22 protein-coding genes are annotated in these 19294 nt (G+C 46.7%); 1 reads left to right on the top strand and 21 read right to left on the bottom strand.

The annotated features are described in order from the left end of the window. Positions 1–7 precede the first annotated feature (7 nt). The 21 genes from GX019_07030 to GX019_06930 form a co-directional block, all read right to left on the bottom strand. Positions 8–1264, bottom strand: coding sequence for a glutamate-5-semialdehyde dehydrogenase (locus GX019_07030; GenBank protein ID HHT36916.1), 1257 nt, complete (start codon positions 1262–1264; stop codon positions 8–10). Continuing rightward, the gene (proB, locus tag GX019_07025; GenBank protein ID HHT36915.1) at positions 1261–2421 is read right to left on the bottom strand and encodes a glutamate 5-kinase; all 1161 of its coding nucleotides are present in this window, start codon (positions 2419–2421) and stop codon (positions 1261–1263) included. Before proB ends, GX019_07030 begins: the two co-directional genes overlap by 4 nt. Positions 2422–2491: 70 nt before the next feature. Then, the gene (locus GX019_07020; GenBank protein ID HHT36914.1) at positions 2492–3052 is read right to left on the bottom strand and encodes a DivIVA domain-containing protein; all 561 of its coding nucleotides are present in this window, start codon (positions 3050–3052) and stop codon (positions 2492–2494) included. 32 nt (positions 3053–3084) lie between these two features. Next, positions 3085–3870, bottom strand: coding sequence for a photosystem II S4 domain protein (locus GX019_07015; GenBank protein ID HHT36913.1), 786 nt, complete (start codon positions 3868–3870; stop codon positions 3085–3087). Between the two features lie 15 nt (positions 3871–3885). Then, positions 3886–4149 (bottom strand): YggT family protein, encoded by a 264-nt coding sequence (locus GX019_07010; protein HHT36912.1) that lies wholly within the window; start codon positions 4147–4149, stop codon positions 3886–3888. A gap of 5 nt (positions 4150–4154) precedes the next feature. After that, a complete protein-coding gene (locus GX019_07005) occupies positions 4155–4598 on the bottom strand; it encodes a cell division protein SepF (protein HHT36911.1) in 444 nt (147 codons plus the stop codon). A 2-nt stretch (positions 4599–4600) separates the two neighbouring features. Continuing rightward, positions 4601–5275, bottom strand: a complete 675-nt coding sequence (locus GX019_07000; protein ID HHT36910.1) for a YggS family pyridoxal phosphate-dependent enzyme — start codon at positions 5273–5275, stop codon at positions 4601–4603. Between the two features lie 62 nt (positions 5276–5337). Then, complete coding sequence (gene uppP / locus GX019_06995) at positions 5338–6159, bottom strand: undecaprenyl-diphosphatase UppP (protein HHT36909.1); 822 nt, start codon at positions 6157–6159, stop codon at positions 5338–5340. 24 nt (positions 6160–6183) lie between these two features. Beyond that, entirely contained in the window at positions 6184–7134 is a 951-nt protein-coding gene (locus GX019_06990) for a Na/Pi cotransporter family protein (GenBank protein ID HHT36908.1), read from the bottom strand. Between the two features lie 28 nt (positions 7135–7162). Then, entirely contained in the window at positions 7163–7384 is a 222-nt protein-coding gene (locus GX019_06985) for a hypothetical protein (GenBank protein HHT36907.1), read from the bottom strand. Continuing rightward, positions 7385–8212, bottom strand: coding sequence for a translocation-enhancing protein TepA (locus GX019_06980; protein ID HHT36906.1), 828 nt, complete (start codon positions 8210–8212; stop codon positions 7385–7387). It abuts the gene before it with no gap. A 64-nt stretch (positions 8213–8276) separates the two neighbouring features. After that, entirely contained in the window at positions 8277–9944 is a 1668-nt protein-coding gene (locus GX019_06975; GenBank protein ID HHT36905.1) for a ribonuclease J, read from the bottom strand. Between the two features lie 180 nt (positions 9945–10124). Beyond that, positions 10125–11012, bottom strand: a complete 888-nt coding sequence (dapA, locus tag GX019_06970) for a 4-hydroxy-tetrahydrodipicolinate synthase (GenBank protein HHT36904.1) — start codon at positions 11010–11012, stop codon at positions 10125–10127. Positions 11013–11017: 5 nt separating this feature from the next. Continuing rightward, positions 11018–12247, bottom strand: a complete 1230-nt coding sequence (gene dapG / locus GX019_06965) for an aspartate kinase (protein HHT36903.1) — start codon at positions 12245–12247, stop codon at positions 11018–11020. 5 nt (positions 12248–12252) lie between these two features. Continuing rightward, the gene (locus GX019_06960) at positions 12253–13284 is read right to left on the bottom strand and encodes an aspartate-semialdehyde dehydrogenase (protein HHT36902.1); all 1032 of its coding nucleotides are present in this window, start codon (positions 13282–13284) and stop codon (positions 12253–12255) included. 13 nt (positions 13285–13297) lie between these two features. Further along, complete coding sequence (locus GX019_06955) at positions 13298–13900, bottom strand: dipicolinate synthase subunit B (protein ID HHT36901.1); 603 nt, start codon at positions 13898–13900, stop codon at positions 13298–13300. Further along, the gene (gene dpsA / locus GX019_06950; GenBank protein ID HHT36900.1) at positions 13890–14795 is read right to left on the bottom strand and encodes a dipicolinate synthase subunit DpsA; all 906 of its coding nucleotides are present in this window, start codon (positions 14793–14795) and stop codon (positions 13890–13892) included. Before dpsA ends, GX019_06955 begins: the two co-directional genes overlap by 11 nt. Before the next feature lie 77 nt (positions 14796–14872). After that, positions 14873–15637, bottom strand: a complete 765-nt coding sequence (locus GX019_06945; protein HHT36899.1) for a 4-hydroxy-tetrahydrodipicolinate reductase — start codon at positions 15635–15637, stop codon at positions 14873–14875. A gap of 106 nt (positions 15638–15743) precedes the next feature. Further along, on the bottom strand, positions 15744–16247 hold the full coding sequence (locus GX019_06940) for a hypothetical protein (GenBank protein HHT36898.1): 504 nt from the start codon (positions 16245–16247) through the stop codon (positions 15744–15746). A gap of 61 nt (positions 16248–16308) precedes the next feature. Further along, complete coding sequence (locus GX019_06935; protein ID HHT36897.1) at positions 16309–16578, bottom strand: YlmC/YmxH family sporulation protein; 270 nt, start codon at positions 16576–16578, stop codon at positions 16309–16311. Positions 16579–16644: 66 nt separating this feature from the next. Next, positions 16645–17874, bottom strand: a complete 1230-nt coding sequence (locus tag GX019_06930; protein ID HHT36896.1) for an insulinase family protein — start codon at positions 17872–17874, stop codon at positions 16645–16647. A 137-nt stretch (positions 17875–18011) separates the two neighbouring features. Between GX019_06930 and GX019_06925 the strand changes: the two genes are divergently transcribed. Beyond that, positions 18012–19292 (top strand): SH3 domain-containing protein, encoded by a 1281-nt coding sequence (locus tag GX019_06925; GenBank protein HHT36895.1) that lies wholly within the window; start codon positions 18012–18014, stop codon positions 19290–19292. Positions 19293–19294: the final 2 nt, after the last annotated feature.

The raw sequence follows: 19294 nt of genomic DNA, 5'->3' as shown, positions 1-19294 counted from the left end.
CCGCTCCTCATCTGCGAATGTGACCCTGTCCAAGAATCACATATTTATTTGTAGTCAACTCATTTAAACCCATTGGACCCCGCGCGTGGAGTTTTTGAGTGCTGATCCCCATTTCTGCTCCTAACCCAAACTGGTTGCCATCGGTAAACCGGGTGGAAGCGTTAACATAAACCGCTGCAGCATCAACCTCTCTCAAAAACCGCTGACTTAAGCTGTAATCATTAGTAATGATGGCTTCTGAGTGCTTAGTACCGTAAAAATTGATATGCTCCACAGCCTCTGTAAAGGTTGAGACAATTTTGATCGCTAATATGTAATCTAGGTACTCTTCATGCCAATCATCCTCCTGGGCGGGCTTAGCTTCGGGCAGCAGCGCTCTAGTTTTTGAGCACCCACGCATTTCTACATTATGCTGCCGCAAGGCGTCTCCGAGCCTCGGAAGCAACGCCTCAGCCGCTGCTTCATGTACCAACAGGGTTTCCACTGCGTTGCAAACTCCGGGACGGCTGATCTTTGCATTTACAACAATATCCAGCGCCATCTGCAGATCAGCCGAGCGATCAACATAGATATGGCAGTTACCGGTGCCAGTCTGGATAACCGGAACTTTGGCCTCGTTGATCACTCTCCGGATCAAACCTGCTCCACCGCGGGGAATAAGCACATCTAAGTATTCATTGAGGCCCAAAAGAACTGAAACCGCTTCTCTGTCTGTAGTTTGAACCAGCTGCACTGCAGCGGCAGGTAGTCCGCAGGCAGCAGCAGCCTCAGCTGCAATTTTGGCTAAAACTCGATTGGAATTAATAGCTTCCGAGCCGCCCCGCAGAATAACTGCGTTCCCCGACTTTAGACACAAACCCGCGGCATCAATAGTGACATTTGGCCTTGCTTCGTAAATAATGCCAATTACACCTAAAGGTACGCGCATTTTTCCGACCTGCAGGCCATTGGGTCTCGTCCACATCTCGGTTATATCGCCAATCGGGTCTTTCAGCTGAATTATCTCACGCAGTCCATCTGCCATGGCCTTGATTCTGGTTTCATCGAGTTTCAGCCGATCCAAGAGAGCACTGCTTAAACCTGCTGCCTTACCAGATTCTAGATCCTTGGTGTTCTCAAGGATAATCCGGTCACTGGAGTTCTCCAGCGCTTCAGCGATTGCTTCTAAAGCTCGGTTTTTCACATCGGTTGAAGCAGTCGCTAGGATTTGCGCTGCCTTCTTAGACTCTTCTGCCAGAGCAATCAGCTCACTTTGGATACTCACTGCTTTTCCTCCTTTGCAGAATTTACAATTTCACAGCTTACTGCCAGATTATCGCGGTGAATCACATCCGCACCGCAGCTGAAACCCAGAATTGAATCGATCTCCCTTGAATGGCGGCCTTTAATCTGATCAATCTCTGCGGACGAATAATTTACTAATCCCTTACCCACCAAAGCTCCCTTTTCGTTTACAACCTTTACCAAATCTCCGTGCTGAAAACTACCCTCGACAGCAACTATGCCTCCCGGCAGAAGACTTTTTCCCCTAACCAGCAGGGCTTCTTCAGCTCCTTCATCCACAACTAAGGTGCCGCTGGCATTTTGACCATACATCAGCCAGTGCTTGCGTTTACTTAGGGCATAAACGCCTGGCAAAAAAGTTGTTCCAATAGAATAATCGTTGCCATGCTCCAGCATAGCTACAATTTTGGGAATGACATACTCGTGGTGAGCGGGACCGATAACGGTTATAATCCCCGAATTGACCGCGATCTTAGCTGCACTAATCTTCGTCTGCATTCCGCCCGTTCCCAGTCGACTGCCCCGTCCTTTGGCCAAAGCCTCTATCTGCGGACTGATTCTCTCCACTTTATCAATCTTCTTAGCAGCGCTGTTTTGGCGCGGGTCTCCGTCATAGAGACCATCAATGTCCGATAGAATAATTAGTAGTTCCGCATCTGCCATTCCCGCTACCAAAGCAGAGAGAGTATCATTGTCACCAAACTTAATTTCTTCAGTCGCAACCGTATCGTTCTCGTTAATAATCGGAATAACGCCCCTTCTTAACAGGCAGGTCATTGTATTGTAGGCATTTAGATAGCGCTGCCTATTTTCCAGATCACCTGCTGTCAGCAGAATCTGAGCCCCTATTTCCCCGTACTCCCGCAGAAATCGGTTGTAAACAGCCATCAACTGCGCTTGTCCCACCGCAGCAGCTGCCTGCTGTTCCGGAATAAGCTGCGGCCTGTCTTTCATTCCCAAGGCTCCCATTCCTGCACCGACCGCACCTGAAGTGACAAAAATCACCTCCCTGCCCTGGTTTTTTAGATCTACCAGTTGACGAATAAAATGGTCGATTCGCTGAAGGTTGAGTTTTCCGCTATCATGAGTTAGAGAACTGCTTCCAATTTTGACCACGATGCGCTTATATTTCACCATTCATCTTCCTTCGCGTTAAGCTTGACTGATTTAGAAAAAACCCCGCTCTGGTTAGAGCGAGGTTATTTTGTTATTCTTCACTGAGAAGCTCGACCTCCGCTGCTAGGTCCTCATAAACTCGTGTTGCAGCCGATTCATCCTGCTGTTTGATTTCAGTAATCTTTACATCTTCCAACATAGCCCAAATCGTTTCCATAAGCTGCCGCATTTTCTGCTTAAACGCTGCTTCCACCTCAGACAATCTGCGAACTTTCTGCTGCAGCTGTTCAAGTTGCTCAGTATTTTCCTGCAGTATCTGTTTTGCTTTAAACTTTGCCTCGTCGATGATCACTTTTGCCTTAAGATTGGCTTCATCGATGATTGACTGCGCCTGCTGATTGGCAACTTCTTTCGCCTCCGACACAGTTTCACGGGTGAGCGTTATCAGACCGTAAATGTCTGATTCTTTGTTTTGGAACTGCCGCAGTTCTTCCTCCAGCTTCTTAATCTCTTCCTTCAAATCTTTGTTCTGCTGAACTACATTTTCATATTCGCTCACAATCCTGGATAAAAACTCATCAACCTCTTCCTCATTGTAGCCCCTGAATGAACGCTTAAACTCCGCATTGTGAATGTCAATAGGTCTCAGCATCGGTCTCCTATCCCTCCACTCATTTCTTAACCTTACATCATCCGCTTTAAAACAAGTCCAATTCTGCCCTTTTTGGTAGTGCCGGTAATCTGCTCCACCACAACTCGTCCCCGCCCGCGAATCGAAAGGACATCACCCTGATTAATCTCGTGAGCTGGGTTCGTTACTGTTTTCCAGTTCACTTTAACCCGCTCATTCTTGACTTCTCTTGCCATCTTCGTTCGCGATGTGCCAAATCCTGAGGCAGCTATCGCATCCAAGCGCATAGAAGCCACGGTTGTTTTGATTTCCTTAACCCGCTCCGGCGCAACGTTAATCTGCTCCGGATCTATTTCGGTAACAGTAAGGCTGACCTGATGCACTTGATTCCAGTGGGTAAGCAGATAATCCGCGATTTCACTGGCGACAACAACCTGACATCCATCATCAAGACAGATAATATCGCCAATCTTTTCGCGTTTAATTCCCAAGCCCATCAGCGAACCCAAGTAATCGCGGTGAGACACGTTCACAAAGTTAAAATTGCCTCGCGCCTGAATCACTCTGACCGGCGATTCGATAGTCTCAGTCAAGAAAAATTGGGGATAAATAACCAGCCGAGCCCGTTCCGCCTGTCGGTAGCCTCCGAATGCAAGCGCATTTACTTCGACTAACGCGGACAGCACGCTTCTGGCTACTTTCTGTTCATAAGGGTCATAAAAGTCAGTTACCTGCGGACGATTGGTTTTCCATGCCAATTCAGCCGCGTCTATTGCTTTAATTCCAATCTGCTTCTCATGCTCTCCCTGCAGATGCGACGTGAGTCTCTCTCTATCCACCAATAATCCTCCCTATTAAAACAAGAACGCAATTATGATCCTAAACACAATTTCTCTAACAATCTGCAGCAGTATGAATGCAATTAAAGGTGAAAAATCCAGCGGACCGGGAGGCATCAGATTTCGAATCGGACGCAGCACCGGTTCAGTTGCGCGGTAAAGAAACTGAACCACGGGATGAGTGGGATCAAGATTAGGGATCCAGGTTAAAATGACCCGCACCAGTAAAATTAACTCATATGCTCGAAATAAACTGTTAACTAAACCCAAGAGCGCCATAGCTGCTATAACTCCTCGTTCAGATCGCCCAGATCAAACAGATCGGGCTCAATTTCACCTTCAATAGTTACTGACTGTGGTGCAAAGAAAAAGATCATATCCCCCAGTTTGCGCATATTGCCGTCAATGGCGTAGGTGGCACCACTCATAAAATCCACAATTCTTCTGGCTTCGTGAACATCCATATGAGTCAAACGCACAATCAGGGGGTTTTTGTTTTTCAAGTGGTCTACATAGGTGCGTACCTCTTCGAACTCCACCGGCTCAATCACTATAATCCTAATTGGTTTTGCACCTCCACCTCCGTCCAGACTGATCAAATTACCCCTGCGGACGGGTCTGCTGGTTTCACGCTGTTTAGAAACAACTTCCACTTGCTTTTGTTCCTCTTCTTCGGGTTCTCCACGAACCCCCAGCAAGGTCAATACTTTATCAAAAACGGAAGCCATAGCTAATCCCCCTCTGTAAATAAAGCTGAACCGATTCGGACCATAGTAGCTCCTTCCTCAATCGCTACTTCAAAATCATTGCTCATCCCCATCGACAATATACCTGCATCCGCTTTTACTTCTGTTATCAGCCTTTGATGCAGCTGTGCCAGCTCGCGAAAATATGGGCGAGCAGCTTCGGGTTCAACAAAAGGTGCCATTCCCATCAAACCACGCAGATTTAAGTGATGACACTCCCTAGTGACCATTTCTGCAAAACCGATTACTTCCTGCGGCTTAAGACCGTGCTTGGAAGGTTCATTGGAAATATTCACCTGAATCAAAACATCTATCTGCTTGTCCCACTGCTCAGCGTGCTTATCAAGCTCATGGGCAAGTTTTAGGCGGTCCAGAGAATGAATCAAACCGAAATTCCTGCAGAGCTTTACCTTATTTGTCTGCAGAGTTCCGATTAAATGCCATTCGGATTGGGAAAAAGCTTCACTGCGCTGTTTTCCCTGCTGAGCTCTGTTTTCCCCAAATATGTTTACACCAAGTTCAATCAGCTGTTGAACCACATTGTCATCAACCGTTTTGGTCACAGCAACTAATTGAACCGACTGCGGATCGCGGTTAACGCGAGCGCATGCTTGAGCAATCCTACTGCGAATAATCTCCAAATTGTGCGCCAAATCCATTTTCAATCTCTCCTAAACCTCTCTCGTACAAACTTCGCTATTTTTCTCCGCTTTCCTGCTTTTTATAAGCTGAGTACTAACACCAAAAGACCGACAAACCATGTGTAATAGGAGAACATAACGAGTCGGCCTCTTCTGACAAAATTTAACAGCAGTTTGATCGCCAAAAAGCCGGTCACAGCGGCAAACACCGTTCCAATTATCATATTCAAAAGCGAATCCTGCGCTAGCGGATAAGTAAGCAGGTCTTTAACAGCCAAAACCTGGGAACCGAGCACTGCGGGTATACTCAGCAAAAACGAAAACCTGGCCGCATCTTCGCGCTCTAGTTTCCGCAGCAGTCCAGCGGCTATGGTAGTTCCGGACCGAGATATGCCGGGCAGAACAGCCAAACCCTGGCCTAGACCGATAAAAATGGCGTCTAAAATCCCCATTTTTTCCATGACAAGGGTACCTTTCTTCACCCGATCAGAAATGTAGAGAATCGTGCCGGTTACAAGCAGCATAGCTCCGGTAAACACCGGTGAGCTGAACAGCCCGGTAATCCAATCCTTAAACAGCAGTCCAATGATTACGATGGGAATTGTAGCGACAACGATACTGAGCACTAAGCGGCAGCCCTCATCCTCTTTCGCCAGCCTGACAATCTCTCTAGGATGCGTAAGAAGGCGAAATCCAGACTTAACTAACATTACTACATCAGGCCAGAATGCAAGGAAGATGGCAATTAGGGTGCCGAAATGAAGCATGACTTCGAAAACCATGCCCGGCTCTTGAATTTTGAACATTGCGCTGAACAAAACTAAGTGTCCGGAAGAACTAACGGGCAGAAATTCTGTTAGTCCTTGAACAATACCCAAAACAATTGCTTCGAATAGATTCACGGTATCCAACTCCCATTTAATGATTTAATAAATCTTCTCCCCAGAACTGCTTATTCCTGCCATTTTGCTGACAAGTTTAGTTAATGGATCAATCAGAAGCAGCGCAAAAACTGCGGTAATTACGTTAAAGAGCGTATGCGCATTGGCAATCTGCTGCGCTAAGTTCGAACTGGTTCCAGCAACAAAACTAGCAAAGTAGTGGATGAAAGGAAGCATGATCAATACTCCAAGGCAGTTAAATACCAGATCGGCATAAGCCGTGGCTTTTGACTCTTTGGTCATGCCGATGCTGGACAACAATGTGGTTAATACCGTTCCAATATTGCTGCCGAACGCAATTGCGATTGCTCCTACCAATGAAATCGCCTGAATTTGGCCTAAAACAATAACAACACTGGTCACCGCGCTGCTCGACTGCACGACAGCAGTGATAAGCAACCCTGCTAATACAGCCGGAACTACATGGCTGCTGACTTCTATCAGAGCCCTGCGAACCAGTTCATACTCTAACAGCGGCAGTAAACTCAGTTTTAACATAGTCAGCCCCATAAATAGGCTGCCTACCGCGATAATTCCAACACCTAAATGATAGGTTTTACGATTCCAAGGCAGCAAAAAAAGCCCACAGAGCATAAGCGGCGCAGCCAGTTGGGACATATCCAACGCCACAATCTGGGCAGTGACGGTAGTCCCAATATTAGCACCTAAAACTACTCCGAAGGCTTGTTTTAAACTCAATACTCCTGCGTTAACCAAAGCTACCGAAATCGCGGCCACAGCGCTGCTGCTCTGCACGGCTGCTGTAACAACTGCACCGGTTACAAGGCTGATGAGCGGATTGTACGTTAATAGTGCCAGCAGTCTCCGCAGTCGCCGCCCCAACACAGCTTGGACGCTGCTGCTCATTAAGCGCAGGCTGAGCAGAAATATTGATATGCTTAAACTGAAGTTGAACAAAATCTTGATAGTACCCATGGCATAATATATGCCGCAGGATATTCGATTATAACATTGAGTCGGTCAAGACCACAAAACTTCCGGGCTGATACTCAGGCTTAAGATAATGCTCGGGATCAGTGCTGAGAACCCGCACTACTCTGCCGAGGGACGTCCCAGTCGATTCCACCTGCATCATGCATCCGTTAACGATTACATCACGCATTTCAGGCACCGGCACATCGGCTTCCGCCCAAATTTCCTCCACCGGAACGATTGAGTACAGCATCTAGTACCCTCCTCTGACATTATATCCCTGATAGCTGTATGGCTGCTGGTACTGGGGCTGAAAACGCAGGCGCCGTGATTTTGCTAGCATCGGATTATTGATATACTGGCGCAGTACTGCCACTGCTTCACCCAAACCACCGAGTTCATCAATTAATCCGCATCGGACCGCTTCTTCGCCAATCAGCACCGTTCCCACATCTCGCACCAGTTCTCCGGTGCGAAACATCATTTCCCGCAGCTGCTGTTCAGGTACACCGGAATTATCGACTATAAATCGAATAATCCGATCCTGCATTTTATCCAGATAGTCATAGGTTTGAGGCACCCCAATAACCATCCCGGTCAAACGGATCGGGTGGATCGTCATGGTAGCGGTTTCAGCGATAAAAGAATGGTCAGCCGCCACAGCAATGGGTGTGCCGATGGAGTGACCTCCACCCAAAACCAAAGATACTGTCGGTTTTGACATCGTTTTAATCATTTCCGCAATAGCCAAACCTGCTTCTATATCGCCACCAACGGTGTTGAGGATAATCAGCAGTCCCCTAATCTTCGGATTCTGCTCAATAGCCACAAGCTGTGGAATCACATGCTCATACTTAGTAGTTTTATTGCGGGGCGGCAGCACCATGTGACCTTCCACCTGACCAATTATCGGCAGCACATGGAATGCAGCTGAACCATCAGGTAAATTCATTTGTCCGAAATTACGAATTGCCTGCATAGAATTCTGCCCCGAATAGGGCTGATTTTGGCCTGGTTCCGCAGGTTGATTCGGAGGCGGAACCATCTCCTGACTTAGGTATTTATTTTGAGGTAAATCCATAGATTCCCTTCCTTTCCTCATACTAAGGATAGTATGAGGAATTAATACCTAAAATAAACATCAGCTATACTTCCATAATAATCGGCAGAATCATCGGACGCCGCTTTGTTTTCTCATAAAGATAACGGGACAGCGCCTCACGCACGCCCTGTTTGAGCAGGCCCCATTCGGTAACGCCCTTGCCTTCATACTCCGCCAATACTGCCCGGACCCTCTCGCGGGCTTCTTCAATTAGTTCTTCTGATTCACGCACATATACAAATCCCCTAGTGACAATATCGGGGCCTGCCAGAATCTCTCCATTGCGGCCGCTGATCGTCACTACCACAATTAGGATACCGTCGCTGGCTAGTTGACGGCGATCCCGCAGGACGATGTTGCCTACATCGCCCACACCTAATCCATCAACGAATACCTGTCCCGATGCTACCCGGTCCGCCATTCTCAGTCCTGAATCACTGAACTCGAGAACAGACCCAAGTTCTGCTATACAGATGTTCTCTTTTGGCACCCCAACAGTCTCTGCCAGCTCAGCGTGTTTCATCAGCATGCGGTGCTCACCGTGAATGGGAACAAAATACTTCGGCTTGGTCAGGTTCAGCAGCAGCTTTAGCTCTTCCTGCTGCGCGTGACCAGAGGTATGAATGCCAAAATGCGGTTCATAGACCACAGTGGCGCCTTCCTTAAATAAGTGGTTGATGATCTTGCCGACACTTTTTTCATTACCCGGAATCGGATTGGCGGAGATAATAACCGTATCTCCCGGGGCAATTGCTAGTTTTCGGTGTTCTGCCATCGCGATGCGGGTTAGGGCTGACATTGGTTCACCCTGAGAACCTGTCGTAATTATGACAACTTTATCAGCCGGAAGTTTATCCACCTGCTCCACATCGATCAACATGCCTTCGGGAATTTTAAGATAACCCAATTCTTGAGCGATTCCAACCACATTAACCATACTGCGGCCGATCACGCAGATCTTACGGCCTTGGGCTTCTGAGGCATCAACGATCTGCTGCAGTCGATGGACATTTGATGCAAAGGTTGCTACAAATATCCGCCCTTCAGCTCGAGCAAAGATGCGGGCAAAAGTCTCTCCTACGGTCCGTTCGGATTCTGTATACCCAGGACGCTCCGCATTGGTAGAATCGGACAGCAGACACAGCACGCCTTCATTCCCCAACTGGGCTAACTTGTATAAATCTGTTACTCGACCGTCAATCGGCGTCTGATCAAACTTAAAATCACTGCAGTGGATCACTGTGCCGAGCTCTGTGTGAATTGCCAGTGCAACCACATCTGGAATACTGTGATTGACATGGATAAACTCCATGTCGAATTTTCCAATTTTAATCCGCTGACCTGCCTTAACCTCGTGCAGCTGAGTTGAGCGCTCCAGGTTGTGCTCGATCAATTTCAGCTTCAGCAGTCCCAAGGTAAGCTTGGTACCGTATACCGGAATATTTACCTGTTTCAATAAGAAAGGCACTCCACCAATGTGATCTTCATGACCATGGGTAAGTATAACTGCCTTAATTCTGTGTGCATTATCCATTAAATAAGTGGTGTCAGGAATAACTAAGTCGACACCTGGCATATCGTCTTCGGGAAACATGACCCCGGCGTCGACAACAATCAGTTCGTTGTTGTACTCGAACACCGTCATGTTCTTACCGATCTCTCCCATACCTCCAAGGAAGACGATCTTAAATTTGCTGTTTCTTTTCGCCATAAAAATTTTTACCTCCATCTAGTTTCTCGGGTTCGATAAGATCTTATTTTTGTTAGTCTACCTCCGCTCATCTCAAATGTAGACCAATTAATTATCGCTTCCGAACACAGCCGTTAGGTCTATTATAGACAAGTTGGCTTCTTTTTACAACTAATATCAAGATTATAAAAAAGAGCACCGTTACTGGTGCTCAAGCAGTCCGTAGTGCCGCAGCGTCTCTTTTATCGTTTCCGCCTGGTCTTCTGTAAGATCCACTAACGGCAGTCTCACTGGTCCAGTTTCAATCCCTAGATACTCCAAACTCCGCTTTACAGGCACTGGATTGGTAGTGATAAACATTGTTCTGAAAATCTGCAGTAGTTCCAAATGAATGCTGGATGCCTCTTGAACTCTGCCGGCAAAGAATGCATCAATCATCGATTTTATCCGTCTGCCCACAAGATGAGCCGCTACGCTAACTACACCACAGCCTCCGATCGATAGAATTGGAAGTGTTAATGCATCATCTCCGGAATAGATTAAAAAGTCTTCCGGTGTTATTGTTCTTAGGTAGCTAACCTGTTCCAAATCACCGCTGGCTTCCTTTATAGATACAATGTTTGGAATTTCCGCTAATCGAGCTACTGTTTCAGGGAGTAAATTGACATTGGTGCGGCCGGGTACATTGTACAGCATGATCGGCAGACTGGAATTTTCCGCAATCGCTTTAAAATGCTGGTACAAACCTTCCTGTGAAGGTTTATTGTAATAAGGTGTTACCAGCATAATTCCGTCTACACCGGCTTTCTCAGCAGCTTTTGTCAAAGCTATGCTGGCTGCGGTATCGTTTGAGCCAGTACCGGCGATTACTTCGGTGCTACCGCCTAGCTCATTCACTATATCAGTAAAAAGCTGGACTTTTTCATCGAATGTCAGCGTCGCTGATTCTCCTGTAGTCCCGCAGACTACCAGACCATCAGAACCATTGGTCACCAGAGTTTCTGCCAGCCTTACAGCTTGTTTATAATTAACGGATCCGTCCTCTTTCATTGGCGTAATCATTGCGGTAAGAACTTGACCTACCCTCACGTTAACTAGCCCTCCTTAGATAACTCAAATTCATCGTATAAAGCACGCACAGCAGGGAGTAAATCTTTTTCTTTGATCAAACACGATATATTAGCATGGGAGTCAGTTGTTTGATAAATCGGTACTGCAGCTTTTTCCAAGCTCCGAACAACTCGTGCCATTACCCCAGGAACACCATGCATGCCTGCTCCGACAACCGAAACTTTCGCATATCCTTGCTCCACAATAATATTCAATCCCAGATCTGCTAAAACCTTCTTTACTAGCTCCGCCTTCTCGTCATCCACAATAAAAGCGATCAACTCAGGAGATAAGTAAATTAGATCTACGCTGATCTGATTCTGAGCAAGTAAATTGAAGATTTCAAGCGTCACCGCCGATTTATTAAAATCTTCAATACCACTGATCCTAACATGAGCCCGTTTTGGAAGATGTGCGATTCCAGTTACAACTCGATCCACAATCTGTCTGCCATCAGGACGCGTCCCTGTGCTTTGCGTAATTGTTGTACCAAAGCCGTCTTGATCAGCAGCCAAAATTTTAAGTTCAATCCCTGCTTCCATAGCAATTTCAACTGCTCTTGGATGCACAACTTTTGCTCCCAGATGGGCAAGTTCGATCACTTCACTGTAAGTTAACGATGAGATCGTAGGTGCCTCAGGAACAAGGCGCGGATCTGCAGTCTTTACTCCATCAACATCTGTATAAATCTCTACAGTTTCGCAGTCCAAAGCTGCTCCTAAAGCCACCGCGGTTATATCACTGCCGCCTCGGCCTAAAGTCGTAATACTGCCGGAACTGCTCCATCCCTGAAATCCCGCCACAACCGAGATTATCCCTTGAGACGCTGTCTTTTTCAGTGGTTCCGGATCTACGGATAGAATTCGGGCACTGCCAAAACTCTGATCCGTTAAAATTCCTGCCTGCCATCCGGTAAATGCCAGAGCTTGATATCCCATCTGGCGGATCGTTTCCGCTAATATGACCGCCGAGATAATTTCGCCGCAGCTTAAAAGCAGATCCAGGTTTTGGGGACTAGGATCAGGATTAGCAAGCTTAACTAGATCGATCAAACTATCAGTTGCAAAAACATCACCAGAGCGCCCCATAGCCGAAACAACGACCACCGGGTGCACTCCGGATTGTGCCTTCTCAATTACCTTGTGTGCTGCTTGGCTCCGCACTGCGGCTGACCGAAGCGAACTTCCGCCAAATTTCTGCACACAGAACTCCATATGATTCACCTCAGATCACGGATCAGATTCTCTGCAATCTGAATTGCGTTTAAAGCAGCTCCTTTGCGGATTTGATCACCAACAACCCACAGATTCAAACCATTCTCCAAGGAAGTGTCTTCCCTGATTCTGCCCACCCAGATCAGATCTTGACCCGATGTATCGATGGGCATCGGATATTCTTGCGCTGCGAGATCATCAACGAGTTTTAATCCCGACGCCTTTTTGATCAGCTCTCTGCACTCTGAAGCTGTTAACTTAGCCTTTGTTTCAACATTGATTGATTCACAGTGAGAGCGCATTGTCGGTACACGCACTGTGGTTGCAGTAATCCTCAGATCCTGATTTCCCAAAATCTTTTGGGTTTCTCGAATCATCTTCCATTCCTCTTTAGTATAGCCCTGTTCGTCAGGAATATCGATCTGGGGAATCACATTAAATAAAATCGGATAATGTTTAGCTAAGCCCTGCACTGGTAATACCTGCGCTTCGATTTCACTGCCACTGGCAAACGCGTGGGCTTGATTTGTAAGCTCATCAATCGCTGCCTGACCAGCACCTGAAACTGCTTGATAAGTGCTGACAACAACCCGTTCAATCCCCACTGCATCGTAAATGGGTTTCAGTACCGCTGCAAAGATAATTGTCGAGCAGTTAGGGTTGGCAATGATCCCCTGATGATTCTTCGCTGCGTCCACATTAACTTCTGGTACAATCAGCGGCACATCGGGATCCATCCGAAATGCACTGGAATTATCGATAACAATACATCCTGCTGCTCTGGCAGCGGAAACCCACTGCTTGCTTACACCACCACCCGCGGCGAAAAATGCAATATCTACACCTTCAAATTGTTCTTCTGAAACTGCTTCAATCACATATTCCTGATCATTAAAAGCAACTTTCCTGCCAGCAGAGCGTGGTGATGCCAGCAGCTTAAGGGATTTAATTGGAAACTTTCTCTCTGCTAAAATCTGAAGCAGCTCCTGGCCTACAGCCCCTGTAGCACCTAAAATTGCTATATTTACTGCCCTCACCGTAATTTCCTCCCTACTTGACTTGTCTCAGAGCTCGTTCAATCAAAATCGGCTGCAGCTGCTGATGTAAAACTGCGTTTTCAACTGCTGGCACCAGCAGGCTCATATCTGCAACCAGTGAATTAGGTTTTTTCTCCGGGTTATCTTGACCAAAAGGAACAAAATAGATATTTTTTGTATTCAATAAAACACCAATATTCTTTGCATTCATCCCAAGTCCATCATTAGTAGAAATCGCTAACAGCAGTGGCTTGAGATTGCGCAGATGCGCCTTGGCGGCCATCAAAACCGGACTGTCAGTGATGGCATTGGCCAGTTTAGCCGTTGTATTTCCGGTGCATGGCGCTATCACCATCACATCAAACAGGTTCTTCGGACCGATCGGTTCCGCATCTACTATATCAATTATAGCAGTTTTGCCTGTCAACTGCTCAAATCTCTTAATTATATCCTTACCTCTGCCAAAACGTGTATCCGTATAGGCTACAGCATGGGAAGCAATCGGATAGATATCTGCTCCCAGTGATACTAGGTTTTCAATCTGAGGCCAAATCTCTTCATAGGTGCAGTGACTGCCAGTCATGGCAAATCCAATCCGCAGACCCTTAAACTGCATTCCCTCCGCCTCCTTCCAGCATTTCTTGAAGCAAACGAGGAATGCAATCAGAGAGAATCTTCCCAGCAGTAATTGGAGCTACTTTACCCGGAAGCGACAGGGCAAGAATGGCCTTAATGCCGAACTCTTCCGCTGCTGAAAAATCTACCCCTCCCGGCGCTGCAGCTAAATCGATGATCAGCGTTTTCGAATCCAGCTTTTTCAGATAATCCGCGGTCAAAATTAGAGCTGGTACAGTATTGAAAATCACATCAAAATCTGTATATCGGTGCAGATCTGCGAGCGGAATTGGCGTCAGTCCCATTGTCACAGCGCGGGCTAACTGCGCTTTATTGCGATCAGCTGCAGCCACATCTGCTCCTAAAGCGGCAAGGCTGGCTGCTAAAGTCTTGCCGCAGCGGCCGAATCCTGTGACCAAACAGCGGGAGCCATGGATTGTTATCGGCATTTCTTCCATTGCCAACTGCAGCGCACCCTCTGCAGTTGGAATTGAATTAAGAATCGCGATCTCATCTATTTCAGCGGTTTCAATTAACTTAAGACCTTGCTGATGTGCCAATTCAGCGATTACAGGTTTGGCAACTCCGATTAGTACCAGAGTATCCTTCGTCAGTTTAGGTAGAATTACGGTTAAGTCAATCGGTTCCCGCTGATCTAGGCGGGTAAAGATATGACCTTCCGAATCAGTGTTAGCCATGGGAGCAATCACTACCTTTACTCCGGACACCGCAGTTTCCGCATCACTCAAGAATTTCGCTGAGTTCAGATTAGGATGCGGAGGGAAACCCACCAACCGCAGGTCTGCTCCCAAATCAAGCAGTGTCTTGGCCAGCTCCAATTCTCGCCGATCGCCGCCTAGTATGGCAATAGGTATTCCAGCTAAGTCCACATTCATGGAATATCCTCCTCCCCGATGCACTCATGGATAGTATATGAGCAGGATTGGAGGCCTGTGAATGTACGACTATATCTTTATAAGATGTGTTCTAACCCGTAAATAATGCCTTCGAGCTGGTCGATTTTACGAACAGCCAACAGAACACCGGGCATAAAGCTCTCGCGGTGGGTGGAATCATGTTTAATCGTCAATAGCTGGCCCGCAGAGCTGAAAATAACTTCCTGATGAGCAACATAACCGGGCAGACGAACGCTGTGAATGTGGACCGCGCTGCTCGCAGCACCTCTGGCTCCGGGCAGTTTTTCAAATTCATCCGGATTGTTCTCTGCTTCTCCGGTTAATACCTGATTAATCATTTCAGCGGTCTTAATAGCTGTGCCGCTGGGAGCATCCTTTTTCTGATTGTGATGATACTCAATGATCTCCACATTCGGAAAATAACGAGCAGCTTCCTGAGCAAATTTCATCATCAATACTGCTCCAATGGCAAAGTTCGGCGCGATCAAAGCAGCCCAATCCGGTTTGGCCGCTTCATGTTCGAGTCGTTCTACATCCTCGGCTGTTAACCCCGTGGTACCAACTACCGCCCGCACTCCATGTTCTAAGCAAATCTTGATGTTCTCCAGCACAACACCCGGATGAGTAAAATCTACAACCACATCCGGATTAGTTGCTTTTATGGCAGGAGCGAGTTCTTGGTAATATCTAATTCCGTCGGCATCCTTTTCCGCTTTAGGATCAACGCCGCAGACAACTTCTAGATCCGAAGCCTGTCCGATCGCTTTAATTACTTCTGTACCCATTTTACCGAGAGCACCGCTTACTAAAACTCGTTTCATAATACTCCTCCACCTAGATTTCAAATACTGCTTGTTTCTGGATTATATCTGGCAATTCCTGCCAGCATGAAAAAGAGACTGTATTTTTACAGTCCCTTTTCTAAACCTAGTTGTTTTCGCCGCCATGTGTTTCTACATCTTGAGCACCATTGCTCCTTAAAATTTCACTTGCCTCATTTACTTTTTCGGAGCTGGTTTCAATAACGGCTAGGATGCCGCCGGCTTTCAATTTCTTTTCGTACTCCTGACCTCGCTCTTCAGGAATTCCTAAATCAATTAAACCACCGGCAACACCACCGGTGACTGCTCCAGATAGGGCACCGGCAAGCGGACCTGCCGCTACGATTGGACCGATACCAGGAATTGCCAGCGCTCCTACACCAGCTAAGATTCCGGCTAAGCCTCCTAAGGCTCCACCCCAGGCAGTACCGTCAGCAATATTTTGATCAGCACCGAAATCTCCGCCTACTTCCATGTCGCGTGTCTTACCAGTGCTTTCGTCTTTCGCGATAATTGAGATTTCGTTCTCAGTAAATCCCTTTTCGCGCAGTACTTTAACCGCTTTTTCTGCAGCTTCAACATTGTTGAATACCCCTATTACTGTTGACAACTAGCATATCCCCCTTTCCTGAAATGGGTACATCGATATTCTACCCAGGAATGGGGACAAATTATTCTAAATCGAGTCTGCGCACTATATCATCATAATCTTGGGCTGTAGTCAGATCAACTATGATTAAATCGCGCCCGATTTTCTTTATTCCCTCCCATGGAATAACAATCATGCGCTTGTTAAATAGACTCCTGCCATAAGGGATAATTATGGAATCGACTTTTCCTGTTTCCGTGTTAATAATTAGATCGGTATCATTAACAACCCCTAAGCGGATGCCCTCATCAAAACAGACAATTTCTTTGCCCGCTAAATCCGAATACCGCATGACAACCAACTCCCGCTTTATAAGCGTTATATCGATATTCTATGCGGTGGATGCGAAAAGATGAAGCTATACCGGACCAAGCACCACTAAATTCCAGCGATTCACATCAAGCACCGTTTGAGCGAGAGAATGCAGGTCTAAGCTCGAGAGCTGATCGATTAAAGCCAGAGTTTCATCAACCGGAACAATCCGTCTGTGGTTAAACTCATCTTTGGCAAGTTTTACCATGCGGTTCATGGTACTTTCTAATGCTAAAACCAGACTGCCCTTTGCCTGACCTTTAATCCGCTTCAGTTCAGCTTCAGAGATGGGTTCCAGCGCTAATAGCTCTACCTCCTGGCGAATTACTTCGATTACCTGCCTGTAGGCGCTTGGTGAACAAGCGGCGTAAATCAGAAATTCTCCGGCATCTCGATATAGTGCATAATCTGAATAAACATTGTAGACCATGCCGCGGTTTTCCCTCAGTTCCTGAAATAAACGGGAGCTCATACCTCCACCAACCAAGGTATCCAGCAGACGAAGAGTTTCCAGATTTGGATCTGAACGATTCAATCCCGATCCACCACAGCAGATATGGACCTGCTCAAGGTCCTTCGCCACCGTATAAATTTGGCTGTGGGTTGGAGTGGGCTTCGCCAAACAGATATCCGCCTTACGCAGATTCTGATTTAGCGCATCAAATTCCCGAGCAAATTGATCAACCAAAGCCTGATGCTCTATGTTTCCAGCCGCAGCAATCACTACCTGATCGGGGGTGTAGTGCTGGCGGTAATAAGCAATCAAGTCTTCTTGCGTTACCTGAGAGATGCTGCTCTCAGTTCCTAAAATCGACCTGCCCAGGGGATGCTCAGGCCAAAGCAGCTCATAAAAGAGCTCGTGGACTTGATCTTCCGGCAGATCCTGACTTGCTTTAATCTCTTCAAGAATAACCTGCCTCTCCCGTTCAATTTCTTCCGCGGCAAAAAGCGGGTTCAGCAGCATTTCTTTCAGAATATCAGCGGCTAAAGGAAAGTCCTGGTCTAAAACACTCGCATAATAGCAGGTATATTCACGGCTAGTGAAGGCATTTAGGTACCCTCCAACACCGTCAATTAATTCCGCTATCGTGCGAGCGCTGTATTTGGCACTGCCTTTAAAGACAATGTGCTCAATAAAGTGGCTGTAGCCCTGCTGATCTCCCAATTCATTCCTGCTTCCGACTTCAAACCAAACACCCAGTGTAACTGATCTAACATCAGGAATGTATTCTGATACGATACGAATGCCGGATGGCAGTATTGTTTTCTCGTACATTGCTTTCTCCCTTACCCATGAAATGTTCTAAATAACACCAGTGCATACACTATTTGTCTTTGTGTTAGGATCGCAGAACATGGTAATATGGTATTGATTATTATTGCTATTAATTTCGGCAGAGAGGAGGAAAATTCATGAATCAAAATATCCTAATCCCCGTCTTAACTCTCTTATTTTATATTACCAGCATTCTGGGAGGCGGCGCTCCAGATTCCCCCGCTCTAACACCAGGAAATATTACCGCTTCCGCGGTGATCGGACAGCAGGGGGAAATAGTCGGTGACATTGTAACCATTCGCACCGGACCAGGTACGCAGCATTCTGCCCTAACTTCGCTTAAGCAGGGTGAAACCGCAGTCATATTAGACCTGCAGGATGGCTGGTATGAAGTCAAACTTACTGATGGACGAATTGGTTGGGTTGCTGACTATTTAATTAATATTGTACCAAGTAAACCGCAGGTAAAACCTCACGGCAAAACAGTTCTTGGCTACTATCTTCTAGGTTCGTCCTCATACAACAGCTTGATCCAAAACAGCAACTATCTCACGGCGATTGCTCCTTGGAGCTGGGGTTTAGACAGCTACGGAAAACTAAATGCCGACTTTGATGCGAAAACTCTAGCCCAGGTGCTGATGTTTTCCGGAAATCGAGAAGTAGAAACCTATGCTTTAGTGCACAACCTGTTTAATGGCAGTTTCGATCCCAAAGTAGTCAGCGCGCTGTTGAACAACCAAGCAGCCAGAATCCGCGCAGTTAATGAAATAAAAACAGCTTTAGTTAACTGGGGCATGACCGGTATCAATCTAGACCTAGAAAATGTTCCAGCTGCTGATCGCCAAGCTCTGACTGAATTTGTAGCTGAGCTGAGCGAAGCTCTTCATGCCGAAGGTCTGAAAGTTACCATGGCTGTTCCAGCAAAAACGGCAGATAATCCGAACAACAACTTCTCCGGAGCCTATGATTACGCTGCATTAGGAAAGCATGTTGATCAGCTCGTAATAATGGCATATGACCAGCATTATCGGGCCGGACCTCCGGGACCGATCGCTTCGATAAAATGGGTTGAAGATGTGATTAAATTTGCTGTCAGCCAAGTTCCGGCAGAAAAAATCATCCTGGGTATTCCTAATTATGGTTATGACTGGCCGCAGTCCGGGATGGCAGACGCTCTCACCTATGACCAAACCATGCAGCTGGCTGCCGCTAACAGCGCAAGCATCCGCTGGCAGGGTGAAGACAAGGTACCGTATTTCACCTACGGAAACAACCGCCAAGTCTGGTTTGAGAATCGCTACAGCATTAAGTACAAACTAGAACTGGTGAATCAATATCAGTTAAATGGTATAGCACTGTGGCGTTTAGGTCAAGAGGATTCCGGCATCTGGAATGTTATCAATGATACACTGAAATAAAA

This window comes from Bacillota bacterium (genome assembly GCA_012837335.1).
In the GTDB taxonomy this organism is placed as follows: domain Bacteria; phylum Bacillota; class Limnochordia; order Darwinibacteriales; family DTU012; genus DTU012.
The sequence above is the reverse complement of the archived record's forward strand: the minus strand, read 5'-3'. Positions and strand labels throughout refer to the sequence as shown.

Bases quoted from the DNA above. Each gene is read 5' to 3' on its own strand.
- proB (HHT36915.1), bottom strand. From the start codon at position 2,421: ATGGTGAAATATAAGCGCATCGTGGTCAAAATTGGAAGCAGTTCTCTA.
- GX019_07020 (HHT36914.1), bottom strand. From the start codon at position 3,052: ATGCTGAGACCTATTGACATTCACAATGCGGAGTTTAAGCGTTCATTC.
- GX019_07010 (HHT36912.1), bottom strand. From the start codon at position 4,149: ATGGCGCTCTTGGGTTTAGTTAACAGTTTATTTCGAGCATATGAGTTA.
- GX019_07005 (HHT36911.1), bottom strand. From the start codon at position 4,598: ATGGCTTCCGTTTTTGATAAAGTATTGACCTTGCTGGGGGTTCGTGGA.
- GX019_07000 (HHT36910.1), bottom strand. From the start codon at position 5,275: ATGGATTTGGCGCACAATTTGGAGATTATTCGCAGTAGGATTGCTCAA.
- GX019_06990 (HHT36908.1), bottom strand. From the start codon at position 7,134: ATGGGTACTATCAAGATTTTGTTCAACTTCAGTTTAAGCATATCAATA.
- GX019_06985 (HHT36907.1), bottom strand. From the start codon at position 7,384: ATGCTGTACTCAATCGTTCCGGTGGAGGAAATTTGGGCGGAAGCCGAT.
- GX019_06980 (HHT36906.1), bottom strand. From the start codon at position 8,212: ATGGATTTACCTCAAAATAAATACCTAAGTCAGGAGATGGTTCCGCCT.
- GX019_06975 (HHT36905.1), bottom strand. From the start codon at position 9,944: ATGGCGAAAAGAAACAGCAAATTTAAGATCGTCTTCCTTGGAGGTATG.
- dapG (HHT36903.1), bottom strand. From the start codon at position 12,247: ATGGAGTTCTGTGTGCAGAAATTTGGCGGAAGTTCGCTTCGGTCAGCC.
- GX019_06955 (HHT36901.1), bottom strand. From the start codon at position 13,900: ATGCAGTTTAAGGGTCTGCGGATTGGATTTGCCATGACTGGCAGTCAC.
- dpsA (HHT36900.1), bottom strand. From the start codon at position 14,795: ATGAATGTGGACTTAGCTGGAATACCTATTGCCATACTAGGCGGCGAT.
- GX019_06945 (HHT36899.1), bottom strand. From the start codon at position 15,637: ATGAAACGAGTTTTAGTAAGCGGTGCTCTCGGTAAAATGGGTACAGAA.
- GX019_06935 (HHT36897.1), bottom strand. From the start codon at position 16,578: ATGCGGTATTCGGATTTAGCGGGCAAAGAAATTGTCTGTTTTGATGAG.
- GX019_06930 (HHT36896.1), bottom strand. From the start codon at position 17,874: ATGTACGAGAAAACAATACTGCCATCCGGCATTCGTATCGTATCAGAA.
- GX019_06925 (HHT36895.1), top strand. From the start codon at position 18,012: ATGAATCAAAATATCCTAATCCCCGTCTTAACTCTCTTATTTTATATT.